A 23,872-nucleotide genomic window follows, 5' to 3' on the forward strand; every position below is an offset into this window, starting at 1 on the left:
ACGAATTCGTGATTGCACGGTGCCCGTGCCGCGCCCCGGGCATGACAGATGTCACCGGGATCCGATGACAAGCTGCGGAAAACCTCTGACAAGGCGCACTACTGGGCACCCCGGATCGCGGCCACGCTGAATACATGAACGCCAACGACCTCCACACCGCCCATCGCTCCCACTCCGACTCGCAGCCGGCACCGTCGAACAGCCCGCTGCACGACCTGTTCGTCGACTCGTGCCGTCTCGGTCCCGCCCCGACCCGCGCCCGGGAGGGCGCCGTCGTCGTCGCCACCGTCCTCCTCATCGCAGCCGTCGTCGTGCTGTTGCAGCCGCCGGTCGTGGCCGCGGCGATCGTCACCGCCGTCGTCGCGCTGCACCTCGCCGTCCGGTGGGTCCTCGGCACCCGGAAGTGGGCGCGGCGATGAGCGGCCCCGTCATCGCGGCGACCGGCCTGCGCCGCACCTACGGCACCGGGGACGCCGCCTTCGAAGCCGTCCGCGGCATCGACCTCGACGTCCGGCCCGGCGAGGTGTTCGCCCTCCTCGGCACCAACGGCGCCGGCAAGACGTCCACGCTCGACCTGCTCGAGGGACTGGCCGCGCCCAGCGCCGGTGAGCTGAGCGTGTTCGGCCTCGACCCGCTCCGCGACCGCAAGCGGGTCCGCCCGCTCTGCGGAATCATGCTGCAGTCCGGCGGCCTGCCCGCCGAGCTCACCGTGCGCGAGACGCTCGAGATGTGGCGCGGCACCTGCAGCGACCCGACCACCGCTGACGCAGTCCTCGAGCGGGTCAACCTCGCCGACCGGGCCGACGTGCGCGTGCGGGCTCTCTCCGGCGGGGAGCAGCGCCGCGTCGACCTCGCGTGCGCCCTCATCGGGCAGCCCCGGCTGCTGTTCCTCGACGAGCCCACCACCGGACTCGACCCCGAGAGCCGCCGCGCCACCTGGCGCCTGCTCGCCGACCTCAAGGCCTCCGGCGTCACGATGGTGCTCACCACGCACTACCTCGACGAGGCCGAGGCGCTCGCCGACCGAATCGCGATCATGCACCGCGGCGCGATCGCGCGGCTCGGGACGCTTCGCGAGATCGTCGAGGGCCACCCCGCCGAGATCACCGTCGACGATCCGGCCGTGCCCCTCCCCGGCCTCTCGGGCGCGTGGAGCGCCTCATCCGACGGTGCCGGCCGCGTCACCCTGCGCACGCACCGGCTGCAGGAGGACCTGCACCGGCTGCTCGACTGGGCCGCCGGCCGCGATCTCGACCTCACGGGCCTGAGCGCCCGCCACCCCTCGCTGGAATCGGTCTTCCTGTCCGTCGCCGACGAGGCCGAATCCGCCGCCGAACCGATCGGAGCACAGTCATGACCACCACCGCCCCGGCACCCGCGGCCGGCTACGGCCGCCACCCGCTGCGCGCCCTCGCCACCGCCGAGTACCTACAGTTCCGCCGCAACAAGACACTGCTGTTCATGGGCACCGTGTTCCCCATCGGCATGCCGCTGCTGCTGTTCTTCCTCGCGCGCGGCGGGCAGCCGCCGAAGCCGATGGGCACCTTCATCACGTTCGAGCTGTTCGTGCTGTGCGCCCTGCTGTTCGTCCAGTACTACTCGGTGCTGTCGATGGTCACGACCCGGCGCTCCGAGGGCGTGCTCAAGCGCCTCCGCACCGGCGAGGCGAGCGACCTGCAGATCCTCACTGCGCCGGCCATCCCCGGGGCGCTCCTGACGCTGCTCGGCACCGTCGTCGTGGCCGCCGCGGTGTACGGCGCCGGCGCGCCCCTGCCCGTCAACCCGTTCCTGATGCTCCTCGCGCTCGCCGCCGGCGTGGTGATCTTCACGCTGCTCGCGCTCGCCACCAGCGCGATGACCAAGAACGCGGAGGCCGCGCAGATCACCTCGATCCCCGTGATGATGATCGCGATGCTCGGCATGTCGTCGATCCGGCCGATCCTCCCCGACCGGCTCGGCATGATCGCCGACTGGACCCCGTTCGCCGCGATCTCGGACCTGCTGCGGCTCGGCCAGACCGGCCTCGCTCTGGGCGCCCCGGACGACGCCGCGCCGCTCGACCTCATGGCCACCTTCGGCGAGACGGGCCGCCCGCTTGCCACACTGGCCCTATGGACCGTCATCGCAGTGATCCTCGCGAAGAAGTGGTTCCGCTGGGACGACCGCGGCTGATGCCCGGCCCGCTCGGCCGCGCCGCCGACCGGTGGCACGGCCTGTCCAGCGCGGACCGGTTCCGCCTGTACACCCGGCTGGTCCTGCAGGTGGTCCTGGTCACGTTCGTGATCATGATGGCCGTGTCGGGCGCCTCGACGGTGCCCGTGGTCGGCATCGTGGTGGCTGGCCTCGCCGCGATCGCGGGCATCGAGGCCCAACCCGACCTCGCGATCCGCGCCACCGAGCGGCAGCGCCGCATCGCCTGGCGGTTCGCGGTGGCCGGCCTCGCCGCGGTCTGGCTGGCCGCGGTGATCGCGGTGCAGCTCGGGCCGCTCCCCCACGTCTCGCTCGCCGACGGGCGCGTCCTCGCCTCCGTCGCGTACGCGATGGCGACGTGCGCGGTGCTGCCGTTCCTGCGCCGCCGCTGGGGCCTGCTGATCCTGGCCGCCGCCGTGACCGCACTGCTCCTGCGCCCCGAGAACGCGCCCGCCTTCTTCGCCCTGCTCGTGGCGGTCGGCGTCGCGCTCATGTGGACGTCGCGGACCACGGTCTGGAGCCTGCAGATCCTCACCGAACTCGAGGACGGCAAGCGGCTGGCCGCCGAACTCGAGGTCGCCGAGGAGCGGCTGCGCTTCTCCCGCGACCTGCACGACGTGGTGGGCCGCGCGTTCTCCGCCGTCGCCGTGAAGAGCGAGCTCGCGGCCACCCTGGCGCGGGCCGGCGCCGCCGATCGCGCCGCCGCCGAGATGGACGAGGTCAAGACGCTCGCGGTCACCTCGCTCGAGGACGCCCGCGCGCTCGTCCGCGGGTACCGCAACATCAGCCTCGCCACCGAGGTCGCCGGGGCGAAGTCGCTGCTCTCGGCGGCGGGCTGCGGCATGCGCGTGGTCGGCGACCCGCAGGACGTGCCGACGAGCCTGCACGAGGCCGCGGCGTGGGTGGTCCGCGAGGGCACCACCAACATCGTCAAGCACTCCGCCGCCACGCAGGCGGTGCTCACGCTGGGCCCGTCGGGTCTCGTACTCACCAACGACGGTGCGCTCCCGCCCAGCCGGGCGGGCGGCGCACCGTCGGGCCTGGAGGGCCTGCGCGCACGGCTCCGGGCCGTGGGGGCCGACCTCGGAACCAGCCGCGACGGCGACGAGTTCACACTGACCGTGGAATGGGGACGGGCATGACGATCGAGGTACTGCTGGCCGACGACGAGCATCTGATCCGGACGGCCGTCGCCGCGCTGCTGGAGCTGGAGGAGGACATCAGCGTGGCCGCCGAGGCCGCGTCCGGCACCGAGCTGATCGCGGTGTGGGAGCGCCGGATCGCTGCCGGGCTGCCGCCCGCGGTCGCGGTGATCGACCTGCAGATGCCCGGGCCCGACGGCATCGACACGGCCGCCGAGTTGCTGCGGCGCACGCCGGGGGCCGCGACGCTGATCGTGACCAGTCACGGCCGGCCCGGATACCTCAAGCGGGCGCTGGCCACCGGGGTCCGCGGCTTCCTGCCCAAGACCGCGCCGGCGGCGACGCTGGCGGAGGTGATCCGCACCGTCGCCGCGGGTGGACGGTACGTCGATCCGGAGTTGGCCGCCGAGGCGATCAGCGCGGGCGACTCGCCGCTCACGGCCCGGGAGGCCGATGTGCTGGAGTTCGCCGTCGACGGCGCCTCCATCGACGAGATCGCCACCCGGGCGCACCTGAGCCCCGGACCACCAGGAACTACCTGTCCTCGGCGATGGCGAAACTGGGGGTCTCGAACCGCTACGAGGCGGCGGTCAGGGCACGCGACCGCGGCTGGATCCTGTAGAGCGTTACCTCTGCCACACCTCGTCTGTTCCAGGCCGTTCGCCGCGCGGGATCCGTAACGTCGTCGCGGTCCCGCCCGATGTACGACGGGGCCGCATCACGTCGGCCCGGAACTCCCGGGCCGTCACTTTCGGCCCGCGCACGTTGAGTCCGCGCCGCGAAGTGCGTAGACTCAGCTGATAATCTGGAACAAGTCCAAACGTCGAAAGAGGAACGATGTCGACCCGCCAACTCACCCAGCTCGAGCTCCTGAAGGAGCTCTCTGGCGTCGCCGAGGACAACGTCAATCGCCATCTCTCGATGACGAAGGACTGGAGCCCGCACGACTACATCCCCTGGGATGACGGCAAGAACTTCGCCGCCCTCGGTGGTCACGACTACGACCCCGAGGAGAGTCGGCTCGACGAGGTGGCCAAGGCGGCCATGATCACGAACCTCCTCACCGAGGACAACCTCCCGACGTACCACCGGGAGATCGCCGCGAACTTCTCCATGGACGACGCCTGGGGCCACTGGGTCGGCCGCTGGACCTCGGAGGAGAACCGCCACGGCATCGCGATGCGCGACTACCTCGTCGTCACCCGCGGCGTGGACCCGGTCAAGCTCGAGCAGGCCCGCATGATCCACATGACCAACGGGTGGGACCCGCAGGGCAAGGTGGCGGCGCACACCGAAGAGAAGATGACGATGCTCCACTCGGTGGCGTACGTGACCTTCCAGGAGCTGGCCACCCGCGTGAGCCACCGCAACACCGGCAAGGTGTGCGCGGACCCGATCGCCGACAAGATGCTGCAGCGCATCGCGGCGGACGAGAACCTGCACATGATCTTCTACCGCAACATCTCGGCGGCCGGCCTGGACCTGGTCCCGGACCAGGCGATCCGGTCGATCACCGACACGATCAAGCACTTCGAGATGCCCGGCGCCGGCATGCCGGACTTCCGCCGCAACGGCGTCCTCATGGCCAAGCACGGCATCTACGACCTGCGCCAGCACAAGGACGAGGTCGTCATGCCCGTCCTGCGCAAGTGGAAGATCTTCGAGCGCGAGGACTTCGGCCCCGAGGGCGAGCGCACCCGCGAGGAGCTCGCCGCCTTCCTCGACGAGCTCGAGGCCTCCGCCGTGAAGTTCGAGGAGATGCGCGACCGCTCGCTGGCCCGCGAGGCCGCGAAGCGCGAGAAGGCCGGTCTGGCCGTCTAGCACCGACATCGACGAACCCGCCGTGCCTCGCGAGGCACGGCGGGTTCGTCGTTTCCCGCCGCAACCGGTTTGCCCCGGCACCGCGGCGCAGCGATCATGGAGAACGGCGAGCGACCGCCGCACGACCTCGGGAGAGCACTGATGACCACAGCCGCGACGCAGCCCAAGCTGCGCATCGGGCGGTTCGAGCTCGACTCCCCCGTCGTGCTCGCGCCGATGGCCGGGGTCACGAATGTGGCGTTCCGCAGCCTGTGCCGCGAACTGGAACGCGCACGCACCGGCACCGTCGCCGGGCTGTACGTGTGCGAGATGGTGACGGCGCGCGCCCTCGTCGAGCGGCACCCCGTCACGCTGCACATGACCACGTTCGCGGCCGACGAGGACCCGCGCAGCCTGCAGCTCTACACCGTCGACGCGAAGTGGACCTACGAGGCGGCGCGAATGATCGCCGAGGAGGATCTCGCCGACCACCTGGACATGAACTTCGGCTGCCCCGTCCCCAAGGTCACCCGCCGCGGCGGCGGCTCCGCCCTGCCGTACAAGCGGAACCTCTTCGCGAGCATCGTCGACGCCGCGGTGCGCGGCGTCGCCGACGGCCGCCCCGCCGGTGCGCCCGAGATCCCCGTGACCGTGAAGTTCCGCATCGGCATCGACGACGAGCACCACACCCACCTCGACGCCGGCCGGATCGCGGCCGAACAGGGCGCGGTCGCCGTCGCGCTGCACGCCCGCACCGCCGCGCAGCGCTACTCGGGACAGGCCGACTGGGAGCAGATCGCGCGGCTCAAGGAACACGTGCACCACCACTTCGGGGACGCCGTCCCGGTGCTGGGCAACGGCGATGTCTTCGCCGCGGAGGACGCGGTCACCATGATGGACCGCACCGGCTGCGACGGCGTCGTGGTGGGCCGCGGCTGCCTGGGCCGGCCGTGGCTGTTCTCCGAACTCTCGGCCGCCATCAACGGCACCCCGATGCCGACGCCGCCGCACCTCGGCGAGGTCACCGACATCATGTACCGGCACGGCGAGCTGCTGGCCGCGCACCACGGCGAGGACAAGGGCATGCGGGAGATCCGCAAGCACGTCGCCTGGTACCTGCGCGGCTTCCCCGCCGGCGGCGAGCTCCGCACCCGGCTGGCCACCGTCAAGACCCTCGCCGACCTGCGTGCCCTGCTCGACACGCTGCCGCAGGACGTGCCGTTCCCCAAGGACGCGGAGGGCCCGCGGGGCCGGCAGGGCACACCCGGCAAGGTCGTGCTCCCCGAGGGCTGGCTGGACGACCCGTGGGAGGCCGACGCGGCCGCGATGCCGGGCGCCGAGACCGAGAACAACGGCGGTTGACGGTCGTTCACCCCGTGTTCACCTGACGCTGCAGTCGCGTAAGAAACGCCCGATATACTGCGCCCATGCGTACCGCGTACACGCAGCAGATGGCTGCGTTCAACGACATCCTCGGTGACATCTGCGGCAAGTCGGGTGTGGCCATGGAGAAGGCCACCAACTCGCTGCTGCAGGCCGACCTCGCCCTCGCCGAGGAGGTCATCACCGAGCACGACGAGATCGTCCGCCTGAGCCGCCGCGCCGAGGAGGAGGCCTTCTCCCTGCTGGCCCTCCAAGCCCCCGTCGCCGGCGATCTGCGGATCGTGGTCTCCGGCTTCCAGATCGTCGCCGACGTCGACCGCATGGGAGCCCGGCGCTGCACGTCGCGAAGGTCACCCGCCGCCGGTTCCCGAACAAGACCCTCCCCGAGGAGGTCAACGGCTACTTCGCCGAGATGGGCCGCCTCGCCGTCGAACTCGCCAACTCCGCCCGCGAGGTCCTCGTCACGCAGGACCCGAAGCAGGCGTCGGAGATCGAGGAGCAGGACGACGCGATGGACGACCTGCACCGGCACCTGTTCACGGTGCTCATGGACCGGGACTGGAAGCACGGCGTGGCCGCGGCGGTCGACGTGACGCTGCTGGGCCGCTACTACGAGCGCTTCGCGGACCACGCGGTCGAGATCGGCCGCCGGGTGATCTTCCAGGCCACCGGCCAGGCCGAGCCCACCGCCGACGTCACGCCGTAACCACCTCCTGCAGCTGCAGGATCCGCCCGCCCAGGTGGATGTCGGAGCCCATGGCCAGCGGCACCGGCTGGCCCGGGGGCAGGCGGAGCGGCGCGGCCGCGGCCGGCGGGCGTACCCAGGTGCCGTTCGCCGAGCCGACGTCCACCGCGAGCAGCTGCCAGCCGTCGATCCGGATCTCCAGGTGGGCGCGCGAGAGCGCGCCGGTGCGGTCCTGCAGGACGATCGGCGCGAGCCGCCCGGCACCGTCGAACGCCCGGCCCCCGCGCTGCGCCGTGTAGGCCGACGGGTCGCGGCCGATCACCATGTCGGTCTCCACGACGAACGCCGTCCCGTCGTCCGCGACCAGGAGGCCGAGCGGCGGCCGCGGGCCGGCCTCGAGCGGGGCGCGCCGGTCCACCAGCGCGCCGCACCGCGAGCAGTAGCCCGCGTGCGGAGCGTTGAGGTGACCGAAGGCGCACCGTCGGCCCTCGACCAGGGGGCCGGCGGCGGGAACCTCCTCCGGGCCCCGCACCTCCACGTCGTACTCGGTGGCCGCGAACAGCGGGCTCACGCCCGTGGGCTCCTCGTTGGTCGGCGCGTCGGCGGGGAAGGCGTCGGTCACGATGTCGGCGTCGCCCTCGGGCTGCAGCGACTCGTCGGACCAGAGGACCGCGCCGGCGCCCGGCACCGCCCCGCGCAGCAGGTGCAGGGCCGTGGGCCCGCAGACGGGGCCCGGGGACGGGGGCGGCCCGACGGTGACCGTGACCACCGCGCCCGGCCCCAGCGGCGCCACGCGCTCGACGAACTCGGCCTCGGCGTGCAGGACGTGCGCGGGAGTGGCCGCGGACGCCGAGGTGAAGATCGCGACGGTCAGCAGCCGCTCCGGCGCCGTGTCGGGCGCGCCGCGCAGGAGGGCGCGCACCTCGGACCCCGCGACCTGGACCACCGCGTACGGCACTCCCGTGAGGGGTTCGAGGACGGGGGCTAGCGCGCCGTCGACGTCGATGGCCGCGGCGAGGGCCGAGGCCTCCGCGGAGGCGCCGAGTGCGGGCGCGTCGACAACGAGGACCGCCTCGCGCACCCGGGCGACCACGCGGTCGCCCGGGAGCACGGTCGAGTACTGCGCGGTCACGGTGCGAGCTTACCGCCGGGGTCCGACGGGCCCGAACGATGTGACGGGCCGCGGGATCCGGTCAGCCGAAGCGCCCGGAGATGTAGTCCTCGGTGGCCTGCTCGTCCGGGTTCGAGAACATCTTCTCGGTCGGGTTGATCTCGATGAGCTGGCCGGGCTTGCCCGTGGCCTCGAGGTTGAAGAACGCGGTCTGGTCGGACACGCGCGCGGCCTGCTGCATGTTGTGCGTGACGATCACGATCGTGTACTGCTGCTTGAGCTCGCCGATCAGGTCCTCGATGGCCAGCGTCGAGATCGGGTCGAGGGCCGAGCAGGGCTCGTCCATGAGCAGCACGTCGGGGCTCACGGCGATCGCGCGGGCGATGCACAGCCGCTGCTGCTGGCCGCCGGACAGGCCGCCGCCGGGCTTGTTCAGCCGGTCCTTGACCTCGTCCCACAGGTTCGCGCCGCGCAGCGACGACTCGGCGATCTCGTCCAGCTTCGCCTTGCTGCGGATGCCCTGCAGCTTCAGCCCGGCCACCACGTTGTCGCGGATCGACATCGTGGGGAACGGGTTCGGGCGCTGGAACACCATGCCGATGGTCTTGCGCACGCCCACCGGGTCGACGCCGGGCCCGTAGATGTCGGTGCCGTCGAGGGTGATGTGCCCGTCGACGCGCGCGCCCGGGGTCACCTCGTGCATGCGGTTGATCGACCGCAGCACGGTCGACTTGCCGCAGCCCGACGGCCCGATGAACGCCGTGACGGAGTTCGGCGGCACCGTCAGGGTCACGTCCTTGACCGCGTGGAACGCGCCGTAATAGATGTTCAGATCCTTGATGTCGAGGCGCTTGGCCATGACAGTTCTCTCTTCCTTACCCGGAGTTATTTCGTCTTCGGCGCGAGCAGGCGGGACATCAGCGCGGCCAGGCCGCTCGCGATGCCCACCAGGATCACCAGGGTCAGGGCGGCGCCCCAGGCCCGGTACTCGCCGACGGCGCCCGGGTTGTTGCGGTACTGGTCGTAGATGAACAGCGGCAGCGACGACATGTTGCCGTTGAAGACGTCGTAGTTCATCCGGTCGCTGATGCCCACGAGCAGCAGCACGGGCGCGGTCTCGCCGACCACGCGGGCGATGGCGAGGAAGACGCCGGACACCATGCCCGACGCGGCGGTCGGCAGCACGATGCGCAGGATGGTCTTCCACTTGGGGACGCCGAGCGCGTACGAGGCCTCGCGGAGCTCGTTCGGCACCAGCTTGAGCATCTCCTCGGTGGAGCGCACCACGACGGGGACCATGAGCAGGATCAACGCAAGGCTCACCGCGAAGGCCGACTGCGGCATGCCGAAGGTCGTGATCCACACGCCGAACACGAACAGCGTCGCGACGATCGACGGGATGCCGGCGAGCACGTCGACCATGAAGGTCGTGATCCTGCCCAGGCGCGTGCCCTCGGCGTACTCGACGAGGTAGATGCCCACCATCACGCCGATCGGGACCGAGAACAGAGTCGCGATGCCGGCCTGGACGAGCGTGCCGTACAGGGCGTGCCGGATGCCGCCCGCGTACGAGTCGGGCGCCACGCGGACCATCGACTTGCTCCACCACTCGGGGTCGACGATCGCCGGGACGCCGTTCGCGATCACCATGTAGAGCAGCGAGACCAGCGGCGCCAGGGCCAGCAGGAAGCAGGCACCGAAGACGATGGCGGCGGCGTTGTTCTTGATCCGGCGCGCGGTCGAGGTGCGGTGGAAGACGGTGCCGCTCTTGGCGACGCTGTCCAGATCTGCGGCGGTCATCCGTTCACCCGTCCCCGCCGATCCAGCGGGCGACCGCGTTCACCACGAAGGTGAGCACGAACAGCACGAGGCCGGCGGCGATGTAGGCGCCGCGCTGGTCGACGTTGTCGAACTCAGCGGCGGCGGAGGCGATCTTCGAAGCGAAGGTGTAGCCGCTGTCGAACAGCGACCAGATGGAGGTCTTGGTGGCGGCGAACAGGATGATCAGCACCGCGATGGTCTCGCCCAGCGCGCGGCCCAGCGCCAGCATGGAGCCGGCGACGATGCCGGACCGGCCGTACGGGAACACCGTGAGCCGGATGACCTCCCACTTGGTGGCGCCGAGCGCCAGCGCGGCCTCCTGGTGCGCGACCGGGGTCTGCCGCAGCGACTCGCGGGTGATCGAGGTGATGATCGGCAGGATCATGATCGCGAGCACGATGCCCGCAGTGAACACCGTCGAACCGAGCGAGAGCTCCACGTTGCCGGTCTTGAACAGGAAGAACCAGCCGAGGTTCTCGTTGAGCCAGCGCTGCAGCGGCACCAGGAACGGCGCGAGCACGAAGATGCCCCACAGGCCGTAGATGATCGACGGGACCGCGGCCAGCAGGTCGATCACGGCGCTGAGCGGCCGCGAGAGCCGCTGCGGGACGTACTGCACGAGGAAGGTCGCGATCCCCACGGCCACCGGCACGGCGAGGATCAGCGCCATCACCGACGAGAGCACCGTGATCTTGAGCATCTCGAGGATGCCGAACCGCATGTTCGACGGGTTCGTCTGCCACTCGGAGCTGGTGAGGAAGTTGGCGTTGTTCTTCGACAGCGCCGGGATCGCCTGCACCACGAGCTGCAGGAAGATCAGCGCGATGATCACGACGAGCAGGATCCCGGAACCGTACGCCGCCCACTTGAAGACCTTCTCCATGCGGCCGGTGCCGCCCTCGAAGGTGGTCGGACCGTCACCGTCCGCCGGGAGGGTCGACGGTACGCCGTCCGCCTCCGGTCTCGTCGAATCCTCTGCGGTCATGAATCCCCGTTGTTCGGCCATCGCGTGGCTGTCCTTCCGGCCGCGCCGGGCGTCGTGCGCTCCATCGTCGCGCACGAACGCCCGGTCCAGCAGGTGCGTCGTGTTACTGGATGGAATCGATCGACGCGTTCAGCGTCGTGCGGAAGGACTCGGGGATCGGGGCGTAGCCCTGGCCCGCGAGCTGGTCCTGCGCCGGCTTGCTGGCCGCGACCTTGAGGAAGGTCTTCAGACCCTTCCCGACCTCGGCGTCCGAGTACTTCGAGCACACGATCTCGTAGGTCGCGAGCACGATCGGGTAGGCGCCCGTGGCCGTCGGCTTGTAGAAGCCCTCGGTGTCGATGACCAGGTCCTTGCTGCCCGGGGTCTTGAACTTCGCCGACTCGATGGTCTTGCCGACCGACTCGTTCGAGAGCTTCACGGCCTCGGGGCCGGCGGAGGTGATGATGTTTGCGACCTGCAGCTTCTGCGCCTTGGCGAAGCTCCACTCGGCGTAGGTGATGGTGCCCTCGGCCTTGTTCACGGTCGCGGCGACGGCGGCGTTGCCGCTCGCGCCCTGGCCGGTGCCGCCCTTGAAGGACTTGCCCTTCTTGTCGGCGGACCACTCGGCCGGCGCAGCGGACGCGAGGTACTTCTGGAAGTTCTCGGTCGTGCCGGACTCGTCGGAGCGGAAGACGACGGTGATCGCCGTATCGGGCAGCGCGGTGCCCGGGTTCTCCGCCGCGATCTCAGGGGCGTTCCACTTGGTGACCACGCCGCTGAAGATCTTCGCCAGGGTCGGGGCGGAGAGGTTCAGGGAGAGGTCGCCGAGCTTGTAGGAGACCGCGATCGGACCGAAGACGAGCGGCAGGTTCAGGGCGGGGGCGCCGCACTCCTCCTCGGCCTTCTTCGCCTGGTCGGCGTTCAGCGGCGAGTCCGAGCCGCCGAAGTTGGTCAGGCCCGAGGTGAACTCGGTGATGCCCTGGCCCGAGCCGTTACCGCTGTAGTCGACGTTCGCGCCGTCGCAGTCCTGCGCGAAGGCGTTCTTGAACACCGTCATGGCGTTGGCCTGCGCCGTCGAGCCGCTCCCCTTGAGCTGCAGCTTGCCGTCGCACTGCACGCCCGAGCCGCCGGCGGCACCGCTCGACGACGCGTCGGCCGACTCCTCGCTGCCACAGGCCGAGAGGGTCAGGGACAGGGCTGCTACTGCGGCGACGGCCACAGACGATCCACGCTTGAAGTTCACCGAGATTCCTCCGGGTCGGGTCAGGACTGTTCACACCGGTGTACGGGTGTCACCCAGCAACCTAAGGAGGCTTGGTGTCCGAATCGGGTGTCCCGGGTGAACCGCAGGCAAACACCCCAGGTCAAGTGCATTACCGTAACGCGTACGCCACGTGTCGAACGTGCTCGACGAACCCCGTTCCGGCGTATGTGCGCAGCGCTGCGGTGTTGTCGCCCTCGACGTACAGCTCCACTTCCCGCAACCCTCGTTCGGCCAGGTAATGAATTCCGACGGCGGTCAGCAGCTTCCCAGGCCCCGTCCCTGCCCCTCCGGGGCGACCGCCACGACGTAGACCTCGCCCAGCCCGGTCTCCGGGTCCGCGACCTTCGTCCAGTGGAACCCCAGGAGCTCACCCTCGTCACCGACCGCCAGGAACAGCCCCGCCGGGTCGAACCAGTCGGCGCCGGTCCGCTCGTCGATCTGCTCCTGTCCCCAGCCGCCCTGCTCGGGGTGCCACGCGAACGCCGCGTTGTTCACGGCGAGGATCGCCGCATCGTCCGCGGGGCCGGCGTAGGTGCGCACGCGCACGCCCGGGGGTTCGACGGTGCCGGCTCCGCCCCGGTGAGCGGCCGGCGCAGGTTCAGCAGGATGCGCACGGCCGTCAGGCCCAGGCCGGCGGCGACGGCGCGCGCGGCCGGGAGGTCACCGTGCGCCCACACCGTGCCGCCGTCGCCCACGAGCTCGAGGGCCCCGGTCACCAGAGCGCGGCCCAGGCCCCGTCGGCGCCCCGACGGTGCCACGACCACCTCCGCCGCACCGGGGCCGCCTGCGGGCGGCACCACGACACCGGCGTACCCGGCGGGCGCGACCAGATGCGGACCGTCGCCCTCGATCCCCAGGAGGAACTGCTCGGACAGCGGGGCGACGCCGTCGGCGGCCTCGGCCTCGGCGGCGATGGCCCGCACGGCGTCCGGGTCGGCGACGGGCCCGCGCTGCACTGCCGTCATGTCAGGCCTCCTCGAGGTCCTCGTCCGTCGGTTCCATGTCCTCGACGGGACGTTCGTTCTTGCCGCGCACGGGCCGCACGGCCTTGTAGCCCACGTTACGGACCGTGCCGATCATGCCCTCGTGCTCGGCGCCGAGCTTGGCGCGCAGGCGCCGGACGTGCACGTCGACGGTGCGCGTGCCCCCGAAGAAGTCGTAGCCCCAGACCTCCTGCAGGAGCTGCGCACGGGTGAAGACGCGGCCCACGTTCTGCGCGAGGAACTTGAGGAGCTCGAACTCCTTGTAGGTCAGGTCCAGTGGCTTGCCGCGCAGGCGCGCCGTGTAGGTGCCCTCGTCGATGAGCAGCTCTCCCAGTGCGATCTTGTCCGCGACCTCGTCCTCGCCGGAGCCGGCACGGCGAGCGACGACCAGCCGCAGCCGCGCGTCGATCTCGGCCGGGCCGATGGAGGGCAGCAGGAAGTCGTCCAGCCCCCAGTCGGCGTTCGCCGCGACGAGCCCGCCCTCGGTCAGCACCGCGACCACCGGCACCGTGCCTCCGCCGGTGGTACCGAGCAACCGGCACAGCCCGCGCGCGGCGACGAGATCGGTGCGCGCGTCGACCAGCGCGACGTCGGCGGCACCGATCTCGAGCAGCGACGACACGTCGGCCGGCAGCGGCCGCACGGCGTGCGCCAGCAGCGACAGGGACGGCAGGACGGTGTCCGGCTTCGGGTCGGAGGTGAGCAGTATCAGATCCACGTACCCTCCCCTGTGCGCGACGATCGGCGGCAGAACGACGAATGTCAGAATAGCGGTGGTCAGGACGCGGTGCGTGTCGGCGCGGGTGCGAACGAGAGGGATCGGTGTGACGCAGGGGCGGGGACGGGCGTGGATCAGGCGGTGCCTGCTGGCCGTCGCGGCACTGCTGACGATCGCTTTCCTCGCCGAACTCGGCACCGCCGCGGCCGCGGAGTACCGCCTCTCGCGCGAGTTGCGGGCCGCCGCCGGACTCGCGAACGATCCCGAGGTCACGATCGGCGGGTTCCCGTACCTCACCTCGGGCGGTGACCACGCGAAACTCACGATCGCCGTGCCGGCGCAGGTGCGCGACAAGTCCGCGCGGCTGGAGGCGGAGCTGACCGGGGTCCGCATCCCCGGCGGTCTGGTCCCCTCGTTCGGGCCCGGCACCCCGATCCGCGCCGGGCACATCGAATCGCGCGTGCGCCTGGACCAGAAGGCGGTCGGGCGGTTCATGGGCATCGTCGACCTGCAGGTGCACACCCCGGCGCCCAAGAAGCCCGGGGCCGGGAGCCCCGCCGACGGGTACGTCAAGGCGTCGACGGGGATCGTGCTCACCGGCACCGTGCCGCTCCCGACCGCGGCCGATCCGAAGCGCACCGTCGCGGTCTCGGTGGCGGCGGACTTCTCCGCCCAGGGCGACGCCATCGCCATTCGCGCCACCGGGATCTATACCGGCCCCGAGGACCACCTGAAGGCGGAGCTGCAGCCCGGCGAGGAGCCGGCGGTGCTGCAGGCGTTCACCAAGGTCCTCCCCACCATGGCCTTGCCGTTCGGAGTCCGGCCGACGGGCGCGCGGGGCGAGAACGCCGATGTGGTGCTGCTCGGCGAGGCCGACGGTGTGACGGTGACGCCCGGCGCCTTCTACCGGCCCCTCCCGTGACGGGCGCGCCGCGGCTCGCGTATCCTGGATGCCATGCGCAACCGCTGTGAGCTGCTGCTCACCCGCCGTCTGGCGGTCGATCTGTGCCGTATGGCCGGTTGTCGCTGTCTGGGCTAGTCCCGCAATCCCCGGGCCGGGTGCCCACTCGCCGTGGTGCGACGTACCCATTCCGCCCTCCCAGCGCATCCGCGCATCCCCTCGAAGTAGCGTTCGCGCCTTCATCGCACGTCCATAGGTATCAACGAAAGGGATCCTCATGGCTCGCTCCGACGTCCTGGTCTCCGCAGACTGGGCTGAGCAGAATCTCGACACCCCCGGTGTCGTCTTCGTCGAGGTCGACGAGGACACGTCGATCTACGACGACAACCACATCAAGGGCGCCGTCCGCCTCGACTGGCGCAAGGACCTGCAGGACCCGATCCGCCGCGACTTCCTCGACCAGGAGGGCTTCTCGAAGCTGCTCTCCGAGCGCGGCATCGGTAACGACGACACCGTGGTGCTCTACGGCGGCAACAACAACTGGTTCGCGGCGTACGCCTACTGGTACTTCAAGCTGTACGGCCACCAGGACGTGAAGCTGCTCGACGGCGGCCGCAAGAAGTGGGAGCTCGACGCCCGCCCGCTGTCGACCGACGCGGTCTCCCGCCCGGCCACGAACTACCAGGCCAAGCCCGTCGACCTGTCGCTGCGCGCGTTCCGCGACGAGGTGATCGACTCGATCGGCAAGAAGAACCTCATCGACGTGCGTTCGCCCGACGAGTTCTCCGGCAAGATCTCGGCTCCGGCACACCTGCCGCAGGAGCAGGCGCAGCAGCGCGGCCACGTCCCCGGTGCGATCAACATCCCGTGGTCGACCACCGCCAACGAGGACGGCACCTTCAAGTCGGACGAGGACCTCTCGGCCCTCTACGCGGAGAAGGGCTTCGACGACGCCAAGGAGACCATCGCCTACTGCCGCATCGGGGAGCGCAGCTCGCACACCTGGTTCGTGCTGCAGGAGATCCTCGGCAAGAAGAACGTCAAGAACTACGACGGCTCGTGGGTGGAGTACGGCTCCCTCGTCGGCGCCCCGATCGAGAAGTAAGGAACACCGATATGTGTGGAGCACCGAAGCAGGGTCAGGTCCTGCCCGCCGGCGTCGACGTCGAGAAGGAGACCGTGCTGACCGGTCAGGTCCTCGACGGTGCCGGTAACCCCGTGGCCGGCGCGTTCGTGCGCCTGCTCGACGGCACCGGCGAGTTCACCGCCGAGGTCGTCGCCTCCGGCACCGGCGACTACCGCTTCTTCGCGGCGCCGGGCACCTGGACGCTGCGCGCCCTGTCCTCCGTGGGCAACGGCGACATCCAGGTCTCGCCCGAGGCCAACGGCGTCTACAACCAGGACATCACCGTCTCGAAGTAGACCCCGTCACGTGAGGGGCGCGCATCCGGATCCCGGGTGCGCGCCCTTCCGTTTCCGCCGCCCGGCGGAAATCGGACGGGTAGCGTCGACATCAGTACCGGATCGGTACTTTCTGTGCGCACCCGCTACCCGAGGAGTCCACCGTGCCCGCTCCCTCCGACGCCGAGTTCTTCGAGCTCGGCGATGTCACGCTGCAGTCCGGCCACACCCTGCGCGGGGCCCGCCTCGCGTACAAGACCTTCGGCACCCTCAACGCCGACAAGTCCAACGTGATCGTCTACCCCACCTGGTACTCCGGCTGGCACACCGACAACGAGTGGCTCGTGGGCACCGACAAGACCCTGAACCCGGACGAGTACTTCATCGTCATCCCGAACATGCTCGGCAACGGGCTGTCGACGTCCCCGTCGAACGCGGCCTCGCCGTACGACCACGCCCGGTTCCCCCTCGTCACCTTCTACGACCAGGTCGAGGCCCAGTACCGGCTGCTCACCGAGAAGTGGGGCATCTCGACGATCGCGCTGGTCACCGGCTGGTCGATGGGCGCGGGCCAGACCTACCAGTGGGCGGTGAGCCACCCCGAGATGGTGCAGCGCGCGGCACCGTTCTGCGGCTCCAGCCGGACCGCGCCGCACAACCAGGTGTTCCTGGAGTCGCTCCGCGAGGCGCTGCGAGCCGACGCGGCGTGGGCCGACGGCGACTACGACCCCGCGCGCCCGCCGATCAAGGGCCTGCGCGCCTTCGCGCGGATCTACTCGGGATGGGGCTTCTCCCAGGCCTTCTACTGGCACGAGACGTGGCGCGAGCTGGGCTTCACCTCGCTCGACGACTTCCTCTACGGCTTCTGGGAGCAGTTCTTCCGGGACGGCCGCGACCCCAACAACCTCATCGCGATGATCGGCACGTGGCACGCAGGGAACGTCGGCAACACCCCCGGTTTCGACGGTGACCACGAGGCCGCGCTGCGCTCGATCACGTGCCCGCTGCTGGCGATGCCCGCGGAGAAGGACCTCTACTTCCCGCCCGAGGACGAGGAGTGGGCCTCGCAGTTCATCGAGCACGGCGAGGTGCGGGTGATCCCCGGCGTCTGGGGGCACTTCGCGGGCGGCGGCGCCAACCCCGTCGACACCGCGTTCATCGACGCCGGCCTGCGGGAACTGCTCTCCCGCCCCGGATACACCGGATAGGGATCTCACGTTCCGCTCCTCCGCGACGTCTACAGGGCAGGATCGAGACGAGGACGAAGGAGAGGCCGCGTGAAACCACCGTTCGAGCGCATCGTCGACGAGCACGCCGGCACGGTGCTGCGTGTCTGCCGCGCGATCCTCGGCCCGCACGACGCCGAGGACGCGTGGTCGGAGACCTTCCTCTCCGCGCTGCGCGGCTACCCCGACCTACCCGAATCCGCCAACGTCGAGGCCTGGCTGGTGACCATCGCGCACCGCAGGGCGATCGACCAGGTGCGGGCGGCCGGGCGACGGGCCGTCCCCGTCGACAGCGTGCCCGAGCGGCCCGTCACCACCGCGCTGCCCGACGGTGACCTCTGGGTCGCCGTGGCGGCCCTGCCGGACAAGCAGCGGCAGGCCGTCGCGTACCGCTACGCGGCGGACCTCCCCTACGCCGAGATCGCCGAGATCCTCGGCGGCACCGTCGAGGCCGCGCGCCGCGCGGCCGCCGACGGACTGAAGAAGCTCCGCACGACGCACTCGAGGGAGGACCTCTCATGAGCGAGAACATCACCGGGCTGCTCTCCGCCCCCGCGGATTCCGGGACCCTCGCCCGGCTCCGCGACGCGCTCACCGCCCGCGTCGAGACGGAGGGCCTTCTCGACATCGCCTACACCACAGTCGACTCCCCCGTCGGCAGCCTGTTGCTCGCCGCGACCGAACGCGGCCTGGTCCGCGTGGCGTACGCCCGTGAGGATCACGACGCCGTGCTGGACACGTTGGCGCATAAGCTGAGCCCGCGCATCCTCCGATCCCCGGGCCGCCTGGACCGGGCGGCGCGCGCGCTGGACGAGTACTTCGAGGGCACTCGCACCGTCTTCGACCTTCCGCTCGATCACGCACTCTCGCACGGCTTCCGGCGGCTTGTGCAGAGCCGGCTGCCCGAGATCGGCTACGGCACCACGCTCAGCTACAAGCAGGTGGCGGAACTCGTCGGCAGCCCCGCGGCGGTCCGCGCGGTCGGCACCGCGTGCGCCACGAACCCGCTGCCCGTGGTTGTCCCGTGCCACCGGGTGGTGAAGTCCGACGGCGGGATCGGCCGGTACGTGGGCGGCGTCGAGGCGAAAGCCGCCCTGCTGAAGCTGGAGTCGGACGCATGAGCGACCGCCCGGTCCGCTCGGACGAGCGCCACACGCTGACTGGCCGAGCCGGGCTAGGCCCCGTCGACGACGCGATCGGCACGCGGCGCCGTCGCCTGGATGAGCCGGGCGTTGGTCTCGTCGGTGCCGTCGGCCCGGGCGCGCGCCTCCGCGGGCGAACGACCGAACCGGATGTGCCGGGCGATCAACCGGTTCCGCCGGATCTCCGGGTGGATGCGGAGGAACCACACCTCGTCGAGCGCCGCCCTCGCGATCGGCCAGGCGCCGGTATCGGCGAGCAGGTAGTTGCCCTCGGTGACCACGAGAGGAACGTGCGGCGCCACTTCGATGGCGCCGCCGATGGACGCCTCGAGCGCACGATCGAACCGTGGGGCGTAGACGGTGCCCCCGGCCGCGCGCAGGCGGTGCAGCAGCTCGGCGAAGCCGGCGTCGTCGAAGGTGTCGATGGCGCCCTTGCGCTCCCAGCTGCCGTGCCGGCGCAGGACCTCGTCGTCCAGGTGGAAGCCGTCCATCGGCACGAGCACCGCGTCGTCCCCCAACGCGGCCACCAGCTGCTCCGCCAGCGTCGACTTCCCGGACGCCGGCGCCCCGGCGATCCCGAGCAGCGCCCGCCCCGGCCGGGCCGCGAGCGCGGCAGCGGACGCGACCAGCGCATCGAAGGAGTCCGGCAACACGCCTCCTCGGGGCATCGAGCCGGTGGTGTCCGACTGCCCGGAGCCTACTTCTTCGCGTCGGGTGCGGTTGCGGGCAACCGCGGGCCGGGCGCTAGTATCGGGACATGGTCATCTTCTTCGAGATCCTCATGGCGGTGGCGTCGGTCGCGATTTTCGCGTTCGCGATCTTCGTGATGTACCGCGTCCTCACCGACGGCCAGTAGGCCGGCGTGAACGACGAGGCCACTCCCGACACCTCCGCCGGCAGCGGGCAGGAGGCGCTGGACGCGGCGATCGAGCGCGCCGAGACCACGTCGTCGCGGAACATCTCGAACCTCCCCGGGCTACCGCTCGCCGACGATACGGCGAACCTGCGGCAGGGCCCGGACCTGCACTCCGGCCTGCTCGGCCTGCTCCCCCTCGTCGGCATCTGGCGCGGCGAGGGCGAAGGCCACGACGAATCGGGCGACTACCACTTCGGGCAGCAGATCGTCGTCAGCCACGACGGCCAGAACTTCCTCTCCTGGGAGGCGCGGTCGTGGAAGCTGGACGAGAAGGGCGAGTTCGCCGAGCCCGATCTCCGCGAGGCCGGCTTCTGGCGCATCGGCGAGGACGACGAGATCGAGTTCGTCGTCACGCACGCCAGCGGCATCGTCGAGCTGTACTACGGCAAGCCCGTCTCCCAGACGGCGTGGGAGCTCGAGACGGATGTGGTGATCCGCGCCAAGAGCTCCCCGCTCGCCGGCGCCGCCAAGCGCCTCTACGGCCTGGTCGAGCAGGGCGGCGCGCTCGCGTACGTCGAGGAGCGCGTCGACGCCGACGGTGAGCTCGTCCCCCGCCTGAGCGCCAAACTCAACCGTTACGCGGGGTAATCGCCCGCCCGCAGCGCCCCGCCGCTGTCGACGACGACGTCGCCCGGTTCCGGCGGAGCCCCAACCGACGCAGCGTCTCGAACGCGCCGGTGATGTAGGTGTTCCAGTCTCCGTCGCCACCCGCCTCGTGCCAGTTCCGCAGCGCCGCGACCAGTGACCACAGGATCGCGTTCGCGATCACCCGCGCCTCGTACTGGTCGTACAGACCTCCCATGACGATGGCCTCGGCCAGCACCTCCGTCGCCTCGTCGATCATGAGGAAGGCCGCGGCCCGCACCGACGGGATCTCGAACCACAGGCGCGCCCGGATCGGGGCCGTCTCGTCAAGCTCGTCCCTGGCCTCCCCCGGCACCTCGGTCACCGCGGTCATCACCGCTTCCCACGGGGAACACCTTGCGCCAGAAGGTGTCCCATCTGGGCAAGGGAGCGCGAGTCGAACGCGTCCGTGAGGACCAGCCCCTCCTTGGTGCCGAAGTACCGATAGACGGTGCTGGGCGAGACCTCCGCCTCAGCCGCGATCTTCTCGACCGTGACCCAGTCGAATCCCCGCTCGTCGATCATCCGCAACGCCACCCGCTGGATGTGCCCCATGGCGGCCATCTTCTTGCGCTCACGCAGCGTCGGCCGCGGCGTCAGGTCCGCCATCTGCGCGGCGGCGTCGCGCACAGCGGTGTTCATCGGTTCCGGCACCGGACCCCTTCCCTCGGTCGCCACCCATTCTGACAGTGACTCCCAGAAACATCTTCCCACACGGTTCCGAAAGTTGTACAGTCACTGTCATGAGCAAGTCACTTTCAGTTTCTGCGACAGGTCTCCGCAAGTGCTTCGGCCGGTCCATCGCGCTGGACGGGCTGGACCTCGCCGTCGAGGAGGGCGAGGTGCACGGCTTCCTCGGCCCGAACGGGGCGGGCAAGTCGACCACCATCCGCGCCCTCCTCGGCCAATTGCGGCTCGACGGCGGCGAGGCCCGGGTCTTCGGGCTCGACCCACGCCGGGACGCGTCGACGGTGCACGACCGGCTCGCCTACGTGCCCGGGGACGTCTCGCTGTGGCCCGGCCTCAGCGGCGGAGAGTGCATCGACGTCCTCGGCGGGCTGCAGGGTCACCTCGATCCGCGCCGCCGCGACGAGCTGATCGAGCGCTTCGAACTGGACCCTCGAAGAAGGCACGCACCTATTCGAAGGGCAACCGGCAGAAGGTGGCACTCATCGCAGCCCTTGCCTGCGACGCGGACCTGTACGTCCTCGACGAACCCACCTCCGGGCTCGACCCGCTGATGGAGGCGCACTTCCAGCAGGCGGTGCGCGAACGCAACACCGAGGGCCGAACAGTCCTGTTGAGCAGCCACATCCTCGCCGAGGTCGACGCGTTGTGCCACCGCGTGACCATCGTCCGCGCGGGAGCCACGGTCTCCACCGGCACGCTCCGGGAACTGCGTGCGGGCACCCGCACCGCGATCGACGCGGTCACCCCGTCGACGCCCGTGGGCCTCGACGACCTGCCGGGCATCGCCGACCTCGAGACGGCCGACACCGTCGCCGGGGTCCGCACCCGGCTCACGGCGTCGCACGCGGGTCTCGCCGCTGCGGTCGCCGCGGTGGCGGCCGCGGGCCTCCGAGCTCGCCGTGCACCCGCCGAGCCTGGAGCAGCTCTTCCTGGGGCACTACCGCGAGGACGAGGGCCACGAAGCCGAGAACCGCAGCGCTGCCGAGACGAGCGCGCGATGAACGGCCTCGGCAGGCTCGTCCGGCTGCGCCTGCGCTCGGGCCGGATCGGCCTGCTCGCCGCGCCGGCCGCGATCGGCGCCCTGGTCGCGGTCTCCGCGCTGAGCATCGCGGGCCTGTACGACACGGCGGAGTCCCGCGCCGGCTACGCGGCCTCGATCGGGAACTCCGCGGCGGGCGCGGCGTTCAACGGCCGGGGATACGATCTGGACACCGTCGGCGGCATCACCGCGCTCGAGGTGGGCCTGTTCGGCCAGCTCCTGGTCGCGGTCTGCGGCATCGCCCTGGCGATCCGGCACACGCGCCGCGAGGAGGACGCGGGCCTGACGGAGCTGATCACCGCGACGCGGATCGCCCCACTCGCGCCGCTCGCCTCCGCGGTCGTGGTCATCGGCGGCGCGTGCACGGCTGCGGGCGTGCTCTCCGGCCTCGCCACGGGGAGCGCGGGGTACGGCGCCGGCATCGGGCTGCTGATGGCCGCGTTCGCGGGCGTCGGCCTGGTCGCCGGCCAACTCGCCCAGACGGCCCGCACCGCCTGGGTGCTCGCGCTGGGGTTCCTGCTCGCGGCGTTCCTGGTCCGCGCGACCGTCGACGGCCGCGGCCTCGACGAGACCTGGCTGAGCCCGCTCGGCTGGCCCGCCGAGATCCGTCCCTTCGGAGCCTCCCCGCAGCTGTGGCCGATACTCGCACTCGCCGGGATGGCGGCGCTCACCACGGCGGCCGCGGTTGCGATCGCGCGGCGCCGCGACCTCGGCGCGGGCGTGGTGGCACCCCGGGTCGGCCCGCCGCGGGCCCGGGCGGGGCTCGCCTCGCCGCTGGGGCTGGCCGTCCGCCTCGCCTCCGGCACACTGGTCGGATGGGCGGTCTTCGCGGCGGTCTGGGCTGCGGTCTTCGGGGGGCTGTCCCACGAGTTCACCCGGCTCGTCGACGCGAACCCCGCCCTGCTGGAGGCGATGGGCGTGACCTCCGGGACCGAGCTGATCAGCAGCCTCGCGCTCCTGTTCATCGCGCTCAGTGCGGGCGCGGCGGGGCTCAGCACCGTCGGCACTCTCTCGGCGGAGGAGTCGGAGGGCAGGCTCGGCCTCGCCGCCTCCACCCGCGTTCCGCTGCGTACGTGGTGGCCGACGTGGGGCGCCGTGGCGCTGGTGGGCGCGGCGGCGGTCCTGCTCGGCGGCGCCGCGGTCCTCGGAGTCGCCACCGCACTCGCGACCGGCCGCGGCACCGAGGTCGGGTCGGCGCTGGCCGCGGGCACCGGCTACTTGATCCCCGTCGCCGTCATCGTCCTCGTCGGGTTCGCCTCACGGGCTTCGACGGTACGCCCGGTCCGGCTCGGGTGGGTCCTGCTGGCGTGGGCGGGGGTCGTCGGCATGCTCGCGGAGACGCTCCGGCTCCCCGGATGGGCGCGCGACCTCTCGCCGTTGCACGCCGTGGGCACGCTCCCGATCGACGCGCTGGACGTGACCGCCACCGTCGTGCTCGGAGCGCTGGCCGTGCTGCTCGGCGCGGCGGCCCCCGCCCTCGCGGCGCGCCGGGACCTCGCGGCCGGGTGATCCGCGAATCGGCATAGCACCCCGGATGGCGAAAAGCCCCGAGAGCCACTGACCTAGTGGCGCCCGGGGCTCTTTCGGCTATCTCGGCGAGTCGCAGCTGATGCGATGCGCCGTGGTGCGGCACCGGGTGCTACACCTACTGCGCTACTCGCAGGTCACGGCGACCCGCCTTGAAATTCACCATTTCTCGGACCACCTCCTTTCGTTGACGAGTTCGACGGTACGCCCGCGGTTCCGCCTCGGCAACGGATTTATTCGCGCGGCGAAAACTCCTCAGTATGTTCGAGGCTTTCCGACTCGAACCGAAAACTTGTCAGTGGGTGGCAGTAGCGTGATCTCATGACGAACATCCCAGTGTTACAG

23 protein-coding genes and 4 pseudogenes are annotated in these 23,872 nt (G+C 71.0%); 17 read left to right on the forward strand and 10 right to left on the reverse strand.

The genetic code is table 11. From position 1 onward, the window contains the following. Window positions 1-134 precede the first annotated feature (134 nt). The 8 genes and pseudogenes from MTP03_RS18645 to phoU all read left to right on the forward strand — a co-directional run bounded on the left by MTP03_RS18645 (window position 135) and on the right by phoU (window position 7,221). Window positions 135-419 (forward strand): hypothetical protein, encoded by a 285-nt coding sequence (locus MTP03_RS18645; RefSeq protein WP_248489481.1) that lies wholly within the window; start codon window positions 135-137, stop codon window positions 417-419. Then, window positions 416-1,357, forward strand: a complete 942-nt coding sequence (locus MTP03_RS18650; protein WP_248489482.1) for an ABC transporter ATP-binding protein — start codon at window positions 416-418, stop codon at window positions 1,355-1,357. Before MTP03_RS18645 ends, MTP03_RS18650 begins: the two co-directional genes overlap by 4 nt. Beyond that, entirely contained in the window at window positions 1,354-2,172 is an 819-nt protein-coding gene (locus MTP03_RS18655) for an ABC transporter permease (RefSeq protein WP_248489483.1), read from the forward strand. The genes MTP03_RS18650 and MTP03_RS18655 overlap by 4 nt, the downstream gene beginning before the upstream one ends. Beyond that, window positions 2,172-3,332, forward strand: a complete 1,161-nt coding sequence (locus MTP03_RS18660; protein ID WP_248489484.1) for a sensor histidine kinase — start codon at window positions 2,172-2,174, stop codon at window positions 3,330-3,332. Before MTP03_RS18655 ends, MTP03_RS18660 begins: the two co-directional genes overlap by 1 nt. Continuing rightward, window positions 3,317-3,954 (forward strand): annotated as a pseudogene (locus MTP03_RS18665) (response regulator). Before MTP03_RS18660 ends, MTP03_RS18665 begins: the two are co-directional and overlap by 16 nt. Before the next feature lie 215 nt (window positions 3,955-4,169). Then, window positions 4,170-5,153 carry an acyl-ACP desaturase gene (locus MTP03_RS18670; RefSeq protein ID WP_248489485.1) on the forward strand — a complete coding sequence of 328 codons (984 nt, stop codon included), beginning with the start codon at window positions 4,170-4,172 and terminating at the stop codon, window positions 5,151-5,153. Window positions 5,154-5,294: 141 nt separating this feature from the next. Then, entirely contained in the window at window positions 5,295-6,494 is a 1,200-nt protein-coding gene (dusB, locus tag MTP03_RS18675; protein WP_248489486.1) for a tRNA dihydrouridine synthase DusB, read from the forward strand. Window positions 6,495-6,559: 65 nt separating this feature from the next. Beyond that, window positions 6,560-7,221, forward strand: a pseudogene (gene phoU / locus MTP03_RS18680) (phosphate signaling complex protein PhoU). Here the strand turns inward: phoU and MTP03_RS18685 are convergent. The 7 genes and pseudogenes from MTP03_RS18685 to MTP03_RS18715 all read right to left on the reverse strand — a co-directional run bounded on the left by MTP03_RS18685 (window position 7,211) and on the right by MTP03_RS18715 (window position 14,061). Further along, complete coding sequence (locus MTP03_RS18685) at window positions 7,211-8,332, reverse strand: FHA domain-containing protein (protein ID WP_248489487.1); 1,122 nt, start codon at window positions 8,330-8,332, stop codon at window positions 7,211-7,213. The pseudogene phoU and the gene MTP03_RS18685 sit on opposite strands and share 11 nt — an antisense overlap. A gap of 61 nt (window positions 8,333-8,393) precedes the next feature. Further along, window positions 8,394-9,170 (reverse strand): phosphate ABC transporter ATP-binding protein PstB, encoded by a 777-nt coding sequence (gene pstB / locus MTP03_RS18690; RefSeq protein ID WP_248489488.1) that lies wholly within the window; start codon window positions 9,168-9,170, stop codon window positions 8,394-8,396. Between the two features lie 26 nt (window positions 9,171-9,196). Then, the gene (gene pstA, locus MTP03_RS18695; protein ID WP_248489489.1) at window positions 9,197-10,111 is read right to left on the reverse strand and encodes a phosphate ABC transporter permease PstA; all 915 of its coding nucleotides are present in this window, start codon (window positions 10,109-10,111) and stop codon (window positions 9,197-9,199) included. A 4-nt stretch (window positions 10,112-10,115) separates the two neighbouring features. After that, the gene (pstC, locus tag MTP03_RS18700) at window positions 10,116-11,117 is read right to left on the reverse strand and encodes a phosphate ABC transporter permease subunit PstC (RefSeq protein WP_371820803.1); all 1,002 of its coding nucleotides are present in this window, start codon (window positions 11,115-11,117) and stop codon (window positions 10,116-10,118) included. Between the two features lie 103 nt (window positions 11,118-11,220). Next, window positions 11,221-12,339, reverse strand: coding sequence for a phosphate ABC transporter substrate-binding protein PstS (gene pstS / locus MTP03_RS18705; RefSeq protein ID WP_248489490.1), 1,119 nt, complete (start codon window positions 12,337-12,339; stop codon window positions 11,221-11,223). Window positions 12,340-12,469: 130 nt separating this feature from the next. Continuing rightward, window positions 12,470-13,325 (reverse strand): annotated as a pseudogene (gene mshD / locus MTP03_RS18710) (mycothiol synthase). Between the two features lies 1 nt (window position 13,326). After that, window positions 13,327-14,061: a response regulator transcription factor gene (locus tag MTP03_RS18715; protein WP_248489491.1), complete on the reverse strand. Its 735-nt coding sequence runs from the start codon at window positions 14,059-14,061 to the stop codon at window positions 13,327-13,329. A 106-nt stretch (window positions 14,062-14,167) separates the two neighbouring features. On the opposite strand from MTP03_RS18715, the gene MTP03_RS18720 reads away from it, so the two are divergent. The 6 genes from MTP03_RS18720 (at window position 14,168) to MTP03_RS18745 (ending at window position 18,710) form a co-directional block, all read left to right on the forward strand. Then, the gene (locus tag MTP03_RS18720; protein WP_248489492.1) at window positions 14,168-14,983 is read left to right on the forward strand and encodes an LmeA family phospholipid-binding protein; all 816 of its coding nucleotides are present in this window, start codon (window positions 14,168-14,170) and stop codon (window positions 14,981-14,983) included. A 256-nt stretch (window positions 14,984-15,239) separates the two neighbouring features. Next, complete coding sequence (locus tag MTP03_RS18725) at window positions 15,240-16,067, forward strand: sulfurtransferase (protein WP_248489493.1); 828 nt, start codon at window positions 15,240-15,242, stop codon at window positions 16,065-16,067. 11 nt (window positions 16,068-16,078) lie between these two features. Further along, a complete protein-coding gene (locus MTP03_RS18730; RefSeq protein WP_248489494.1) occupies window positions 16,079-16,384 on the forward strand; it encodes a DUF1416 domain-containing protein in 306 nt (101 codons plus the stop codon). A gap of 143 nt (window positions 16,385-16,527) precedes the next feature. Beyond that, window positions 16,528-17,571 carry an alpha/beta fold hydrolase gene (locus tag MTP03_RS18735; RefSeq protein WP_248489495.1) on the forward strand — a complete coding sequence of 348 codons (1,044 nt, stop codon included), beginning with the start codon at window positions 16,528-16,530 and terminating at the stop codon, window positions 17,569-17,571. A gap of 69 nt (window positions 17,572-17,640) precedes the next feature. After that, window positions 17,641-18,111 (forward strand): RNA polymerase sigma factor, encoded by a 471-nt coding sequence (locus tag MTP03_RS18740; protein WP_248489496.1) that lies wholly within the window; start codon window positions 17,641-17,643, stop codon window positions 18,109-18,111. Further along, window positions 18,108-18,710, forward strand: coding sequence for a methylated-DNA--[protein]-cysteine S-methyltransferase (locus tag MTP03_RS18745; protein WP_248489497.1), 603 nt, complete (start codon window positions 18,108-18,110; stop codon window positions 18,708-18,710). The genes MTP03_RS18740 and MTP03_RS18745 overlap by 4 nt, the downstream gene beginning before the upstream one ends. A 53-nt stretch (window positions 18,711-18,763) precedes the next feature. Here the strand turns inward: MTP03_RS18745 and MTP03_RS18750 are convergent, their stop codons facing one another. After that, window positions 18,764-19,399 carry a nucleoside/nucleotide kinase family protein gene (locus tag MTP03_RS18750; protein WP_371820804.1) on the reverse strand — a complete coding sequence of 212 codons (636 nt, stop codon included), beginning with the start codon at window positions 19,397-19,399 and terminating at the stop codon, window positions 18,764-18,766. Between the two features lie 194 nt (window positions 19,400-19,593). Here MTP03_RS18750 and MTP03_RS18755 point away from each other — a divergent pair, with 194 nt between their 5' ends. Beyond that, entirely contained in the window at window positions 19,594-20,235 is a 642-nt protein-coding gene (locus MTP03_RS18755) for an FABP family protein (protein ID WP_248489499.1), read from the forward strand. On the opposite strand, the gene MTP03_RS18760 is transcribed toward MTP03_RS18755, so the two are convergent. Further along, a complete protein-coding gene (locus MTP03_RS18760) occupies window positions 20,216-20,605 on the reverse strand; it encodes a hypothetical protein (RefSeq protein WP_248489500.1) in 390 nt (129 codons plus the stop codon). The two genes, MTP03_RS18755 and MTP03_RS18760, sit on opposite strands and share 20 nt — an antisense overlap. Continuing rightward, window positions 20,605-20,913 (reverse strand): helix-turn-helix domain-containing protein, encoded by a 309-nt coding sequence (locus tag MTP03_RS18765; RefSeq protein ID WP_248489501.1) that lies wholly within the window; start codon window positions 20,911-20,913, stop codon window positions 20,605-20,607. The genes MTP03_RS18760 and MTP03_RS18765 overlap by 1 nt, the downstream gene beginning before the upstream one ends. Window positions 20,914-21,014: 101 nt before the next feature. On the opposite strand from MTP03_RS18765, the pseudogene MTP03_RS18770 reads away from it, so the two are divergent. Both MTP03_RS18770 and MTP03_RS18775 read left to right on the forward strand, forming a co-directional pair. After that, window positions 21,015-21,962, forward strand: a pseudogene (locus MTP03_RS18770) (ABC transporter ATP-binding protein). Continuing rightward, entirely contained in the window at window positions 21,959-23,509 is a 1,551-nt protein-coding gene (locus MTP03_RS18775) for a hypothetical protein (RefSeq protein ID WP_248489502.1), read from the forward strand. Before MTP03_RS18770 ends, MTP03_RS18775 begins: the two are co-directional and overlap by 4 nt. Window positions 23,510-23,872: the final 363 nt, after the last annotated feature.

Source organism: Tsukamurella sp. PLM1 (assembly GCF_023168325.1).
Classification (GTDB): domain Bacteria; phylum Actinomycetota; class Actinomycetes; order Mycobacteriales; family Mycobacteriaceae; genus Tsukamurella.

Coding starts and splice junctions, on each gene's coding strand:
- MTP03_RS18645 (WP_248489481.1), top strand. CDS start 135: ATGAACGCCAACGACCTCCACACCGCCCATCGCTCCCACTCCGACTCG.
- MTP03_RS18650 (WP_248489482.1), top strand. CDS start 416: ATGAGCGGCCCCGTCATCGCGGCGACCGGCCTGCGCCGCACCTACGGC.
- MTP03_RS18655 (WP_248489483.1), top strand. CDS start 1,354: ATGACCACCACCGCCCCGGCACCCGCGGCCGGCTACGGCCGCCACCCG.
- MTP03_RS18660 (WP_248489484.1), top strand. CDS start 2,172: ATGCCCGGCCCGCTCGGCCGCGCCGCCGACCGGTGGCACGGCCTGTCC.
- MTP03_RS18670 (WP_248489485.1), top strand. CDS start 4,170: ATGTCGACCCGCCAACTCACCCAGCTCGAGCTCCTGAAGGAGCTCTCT.
- dusB (WP_248489486.1), top strand. CDS start 5,295: ATGACCACAGCCGCGACGCAGCCCAAGCTGCGCATCGGGCGGTTCGAG.
- pstB (WP_248489488.1), bottom strand. CDS start 9,170: ATGGCCAAGCGCCTCGACATCAAGGATCTGAACATCTATTACGGCGCG.
- pstA (WP_248489489.1), bottom strand. CDS start 10,111: ATGACCGCCGCAGATCTGGACAGCGTCGCCAAGAGCGGCACCGTCTTC.
- pstC (WP_371820803.1), bottom strand. CDS start 11,117: ATGACCGCAGAGGATTCGACGAGACCGGAGGCGGACGGCGTACCGTCG.
- MTP03_RS18725 (WP_248489493.1), top strand. CDS start 15,240: ATGGCTCGCTCCGACGTCCTGGTCTCCGCAGACTGGGCTGAGCAGAAT.
- MTP03_RS18730 (WP_248489494.1), top strand. CDS start 16,079: ATGTGTGGAGCACCGAAGCAGGGTCAGGTCCTGCCCGCCGGCGTCGAC.
- MTP03_RS18745 (WP_248489497.1), top strand. CDS start 18,108: ATGAGCGAGAACATCACCGGGCTGCTCTCCGCCCCCGCGGATTCCGGG.
- MTP03_RS18750 (WP_371820804.1), bottom strand. CDS start 19,399: ATGCCCCGAGGAGGCGTGTTGCCGGACTCCTTCGATGCGCTGGTCGCG.
- MTP03_RS18760 (WP_248489500.1), bottom strand. CDS start 20,605: ATGACCGCGGTGACCGAGGTGCCGGGGGAGGCCAGGGACGAGCTTGAC.
- MTP03_RS18765 (WP_248489501.1), bottom strand. CDS start 20,913: ATGAACACCGCTGTGCGCGACGCCGCCGCGCAGATGGCGGACCTGACG.
- MTP03_RS18775 (WP_248489502.1), top strand. CDS start 21,959: ATGAACGGCCTCGGCAGGCTCGTCCGGCTGCGCCTGCGCTCGGGCCGG.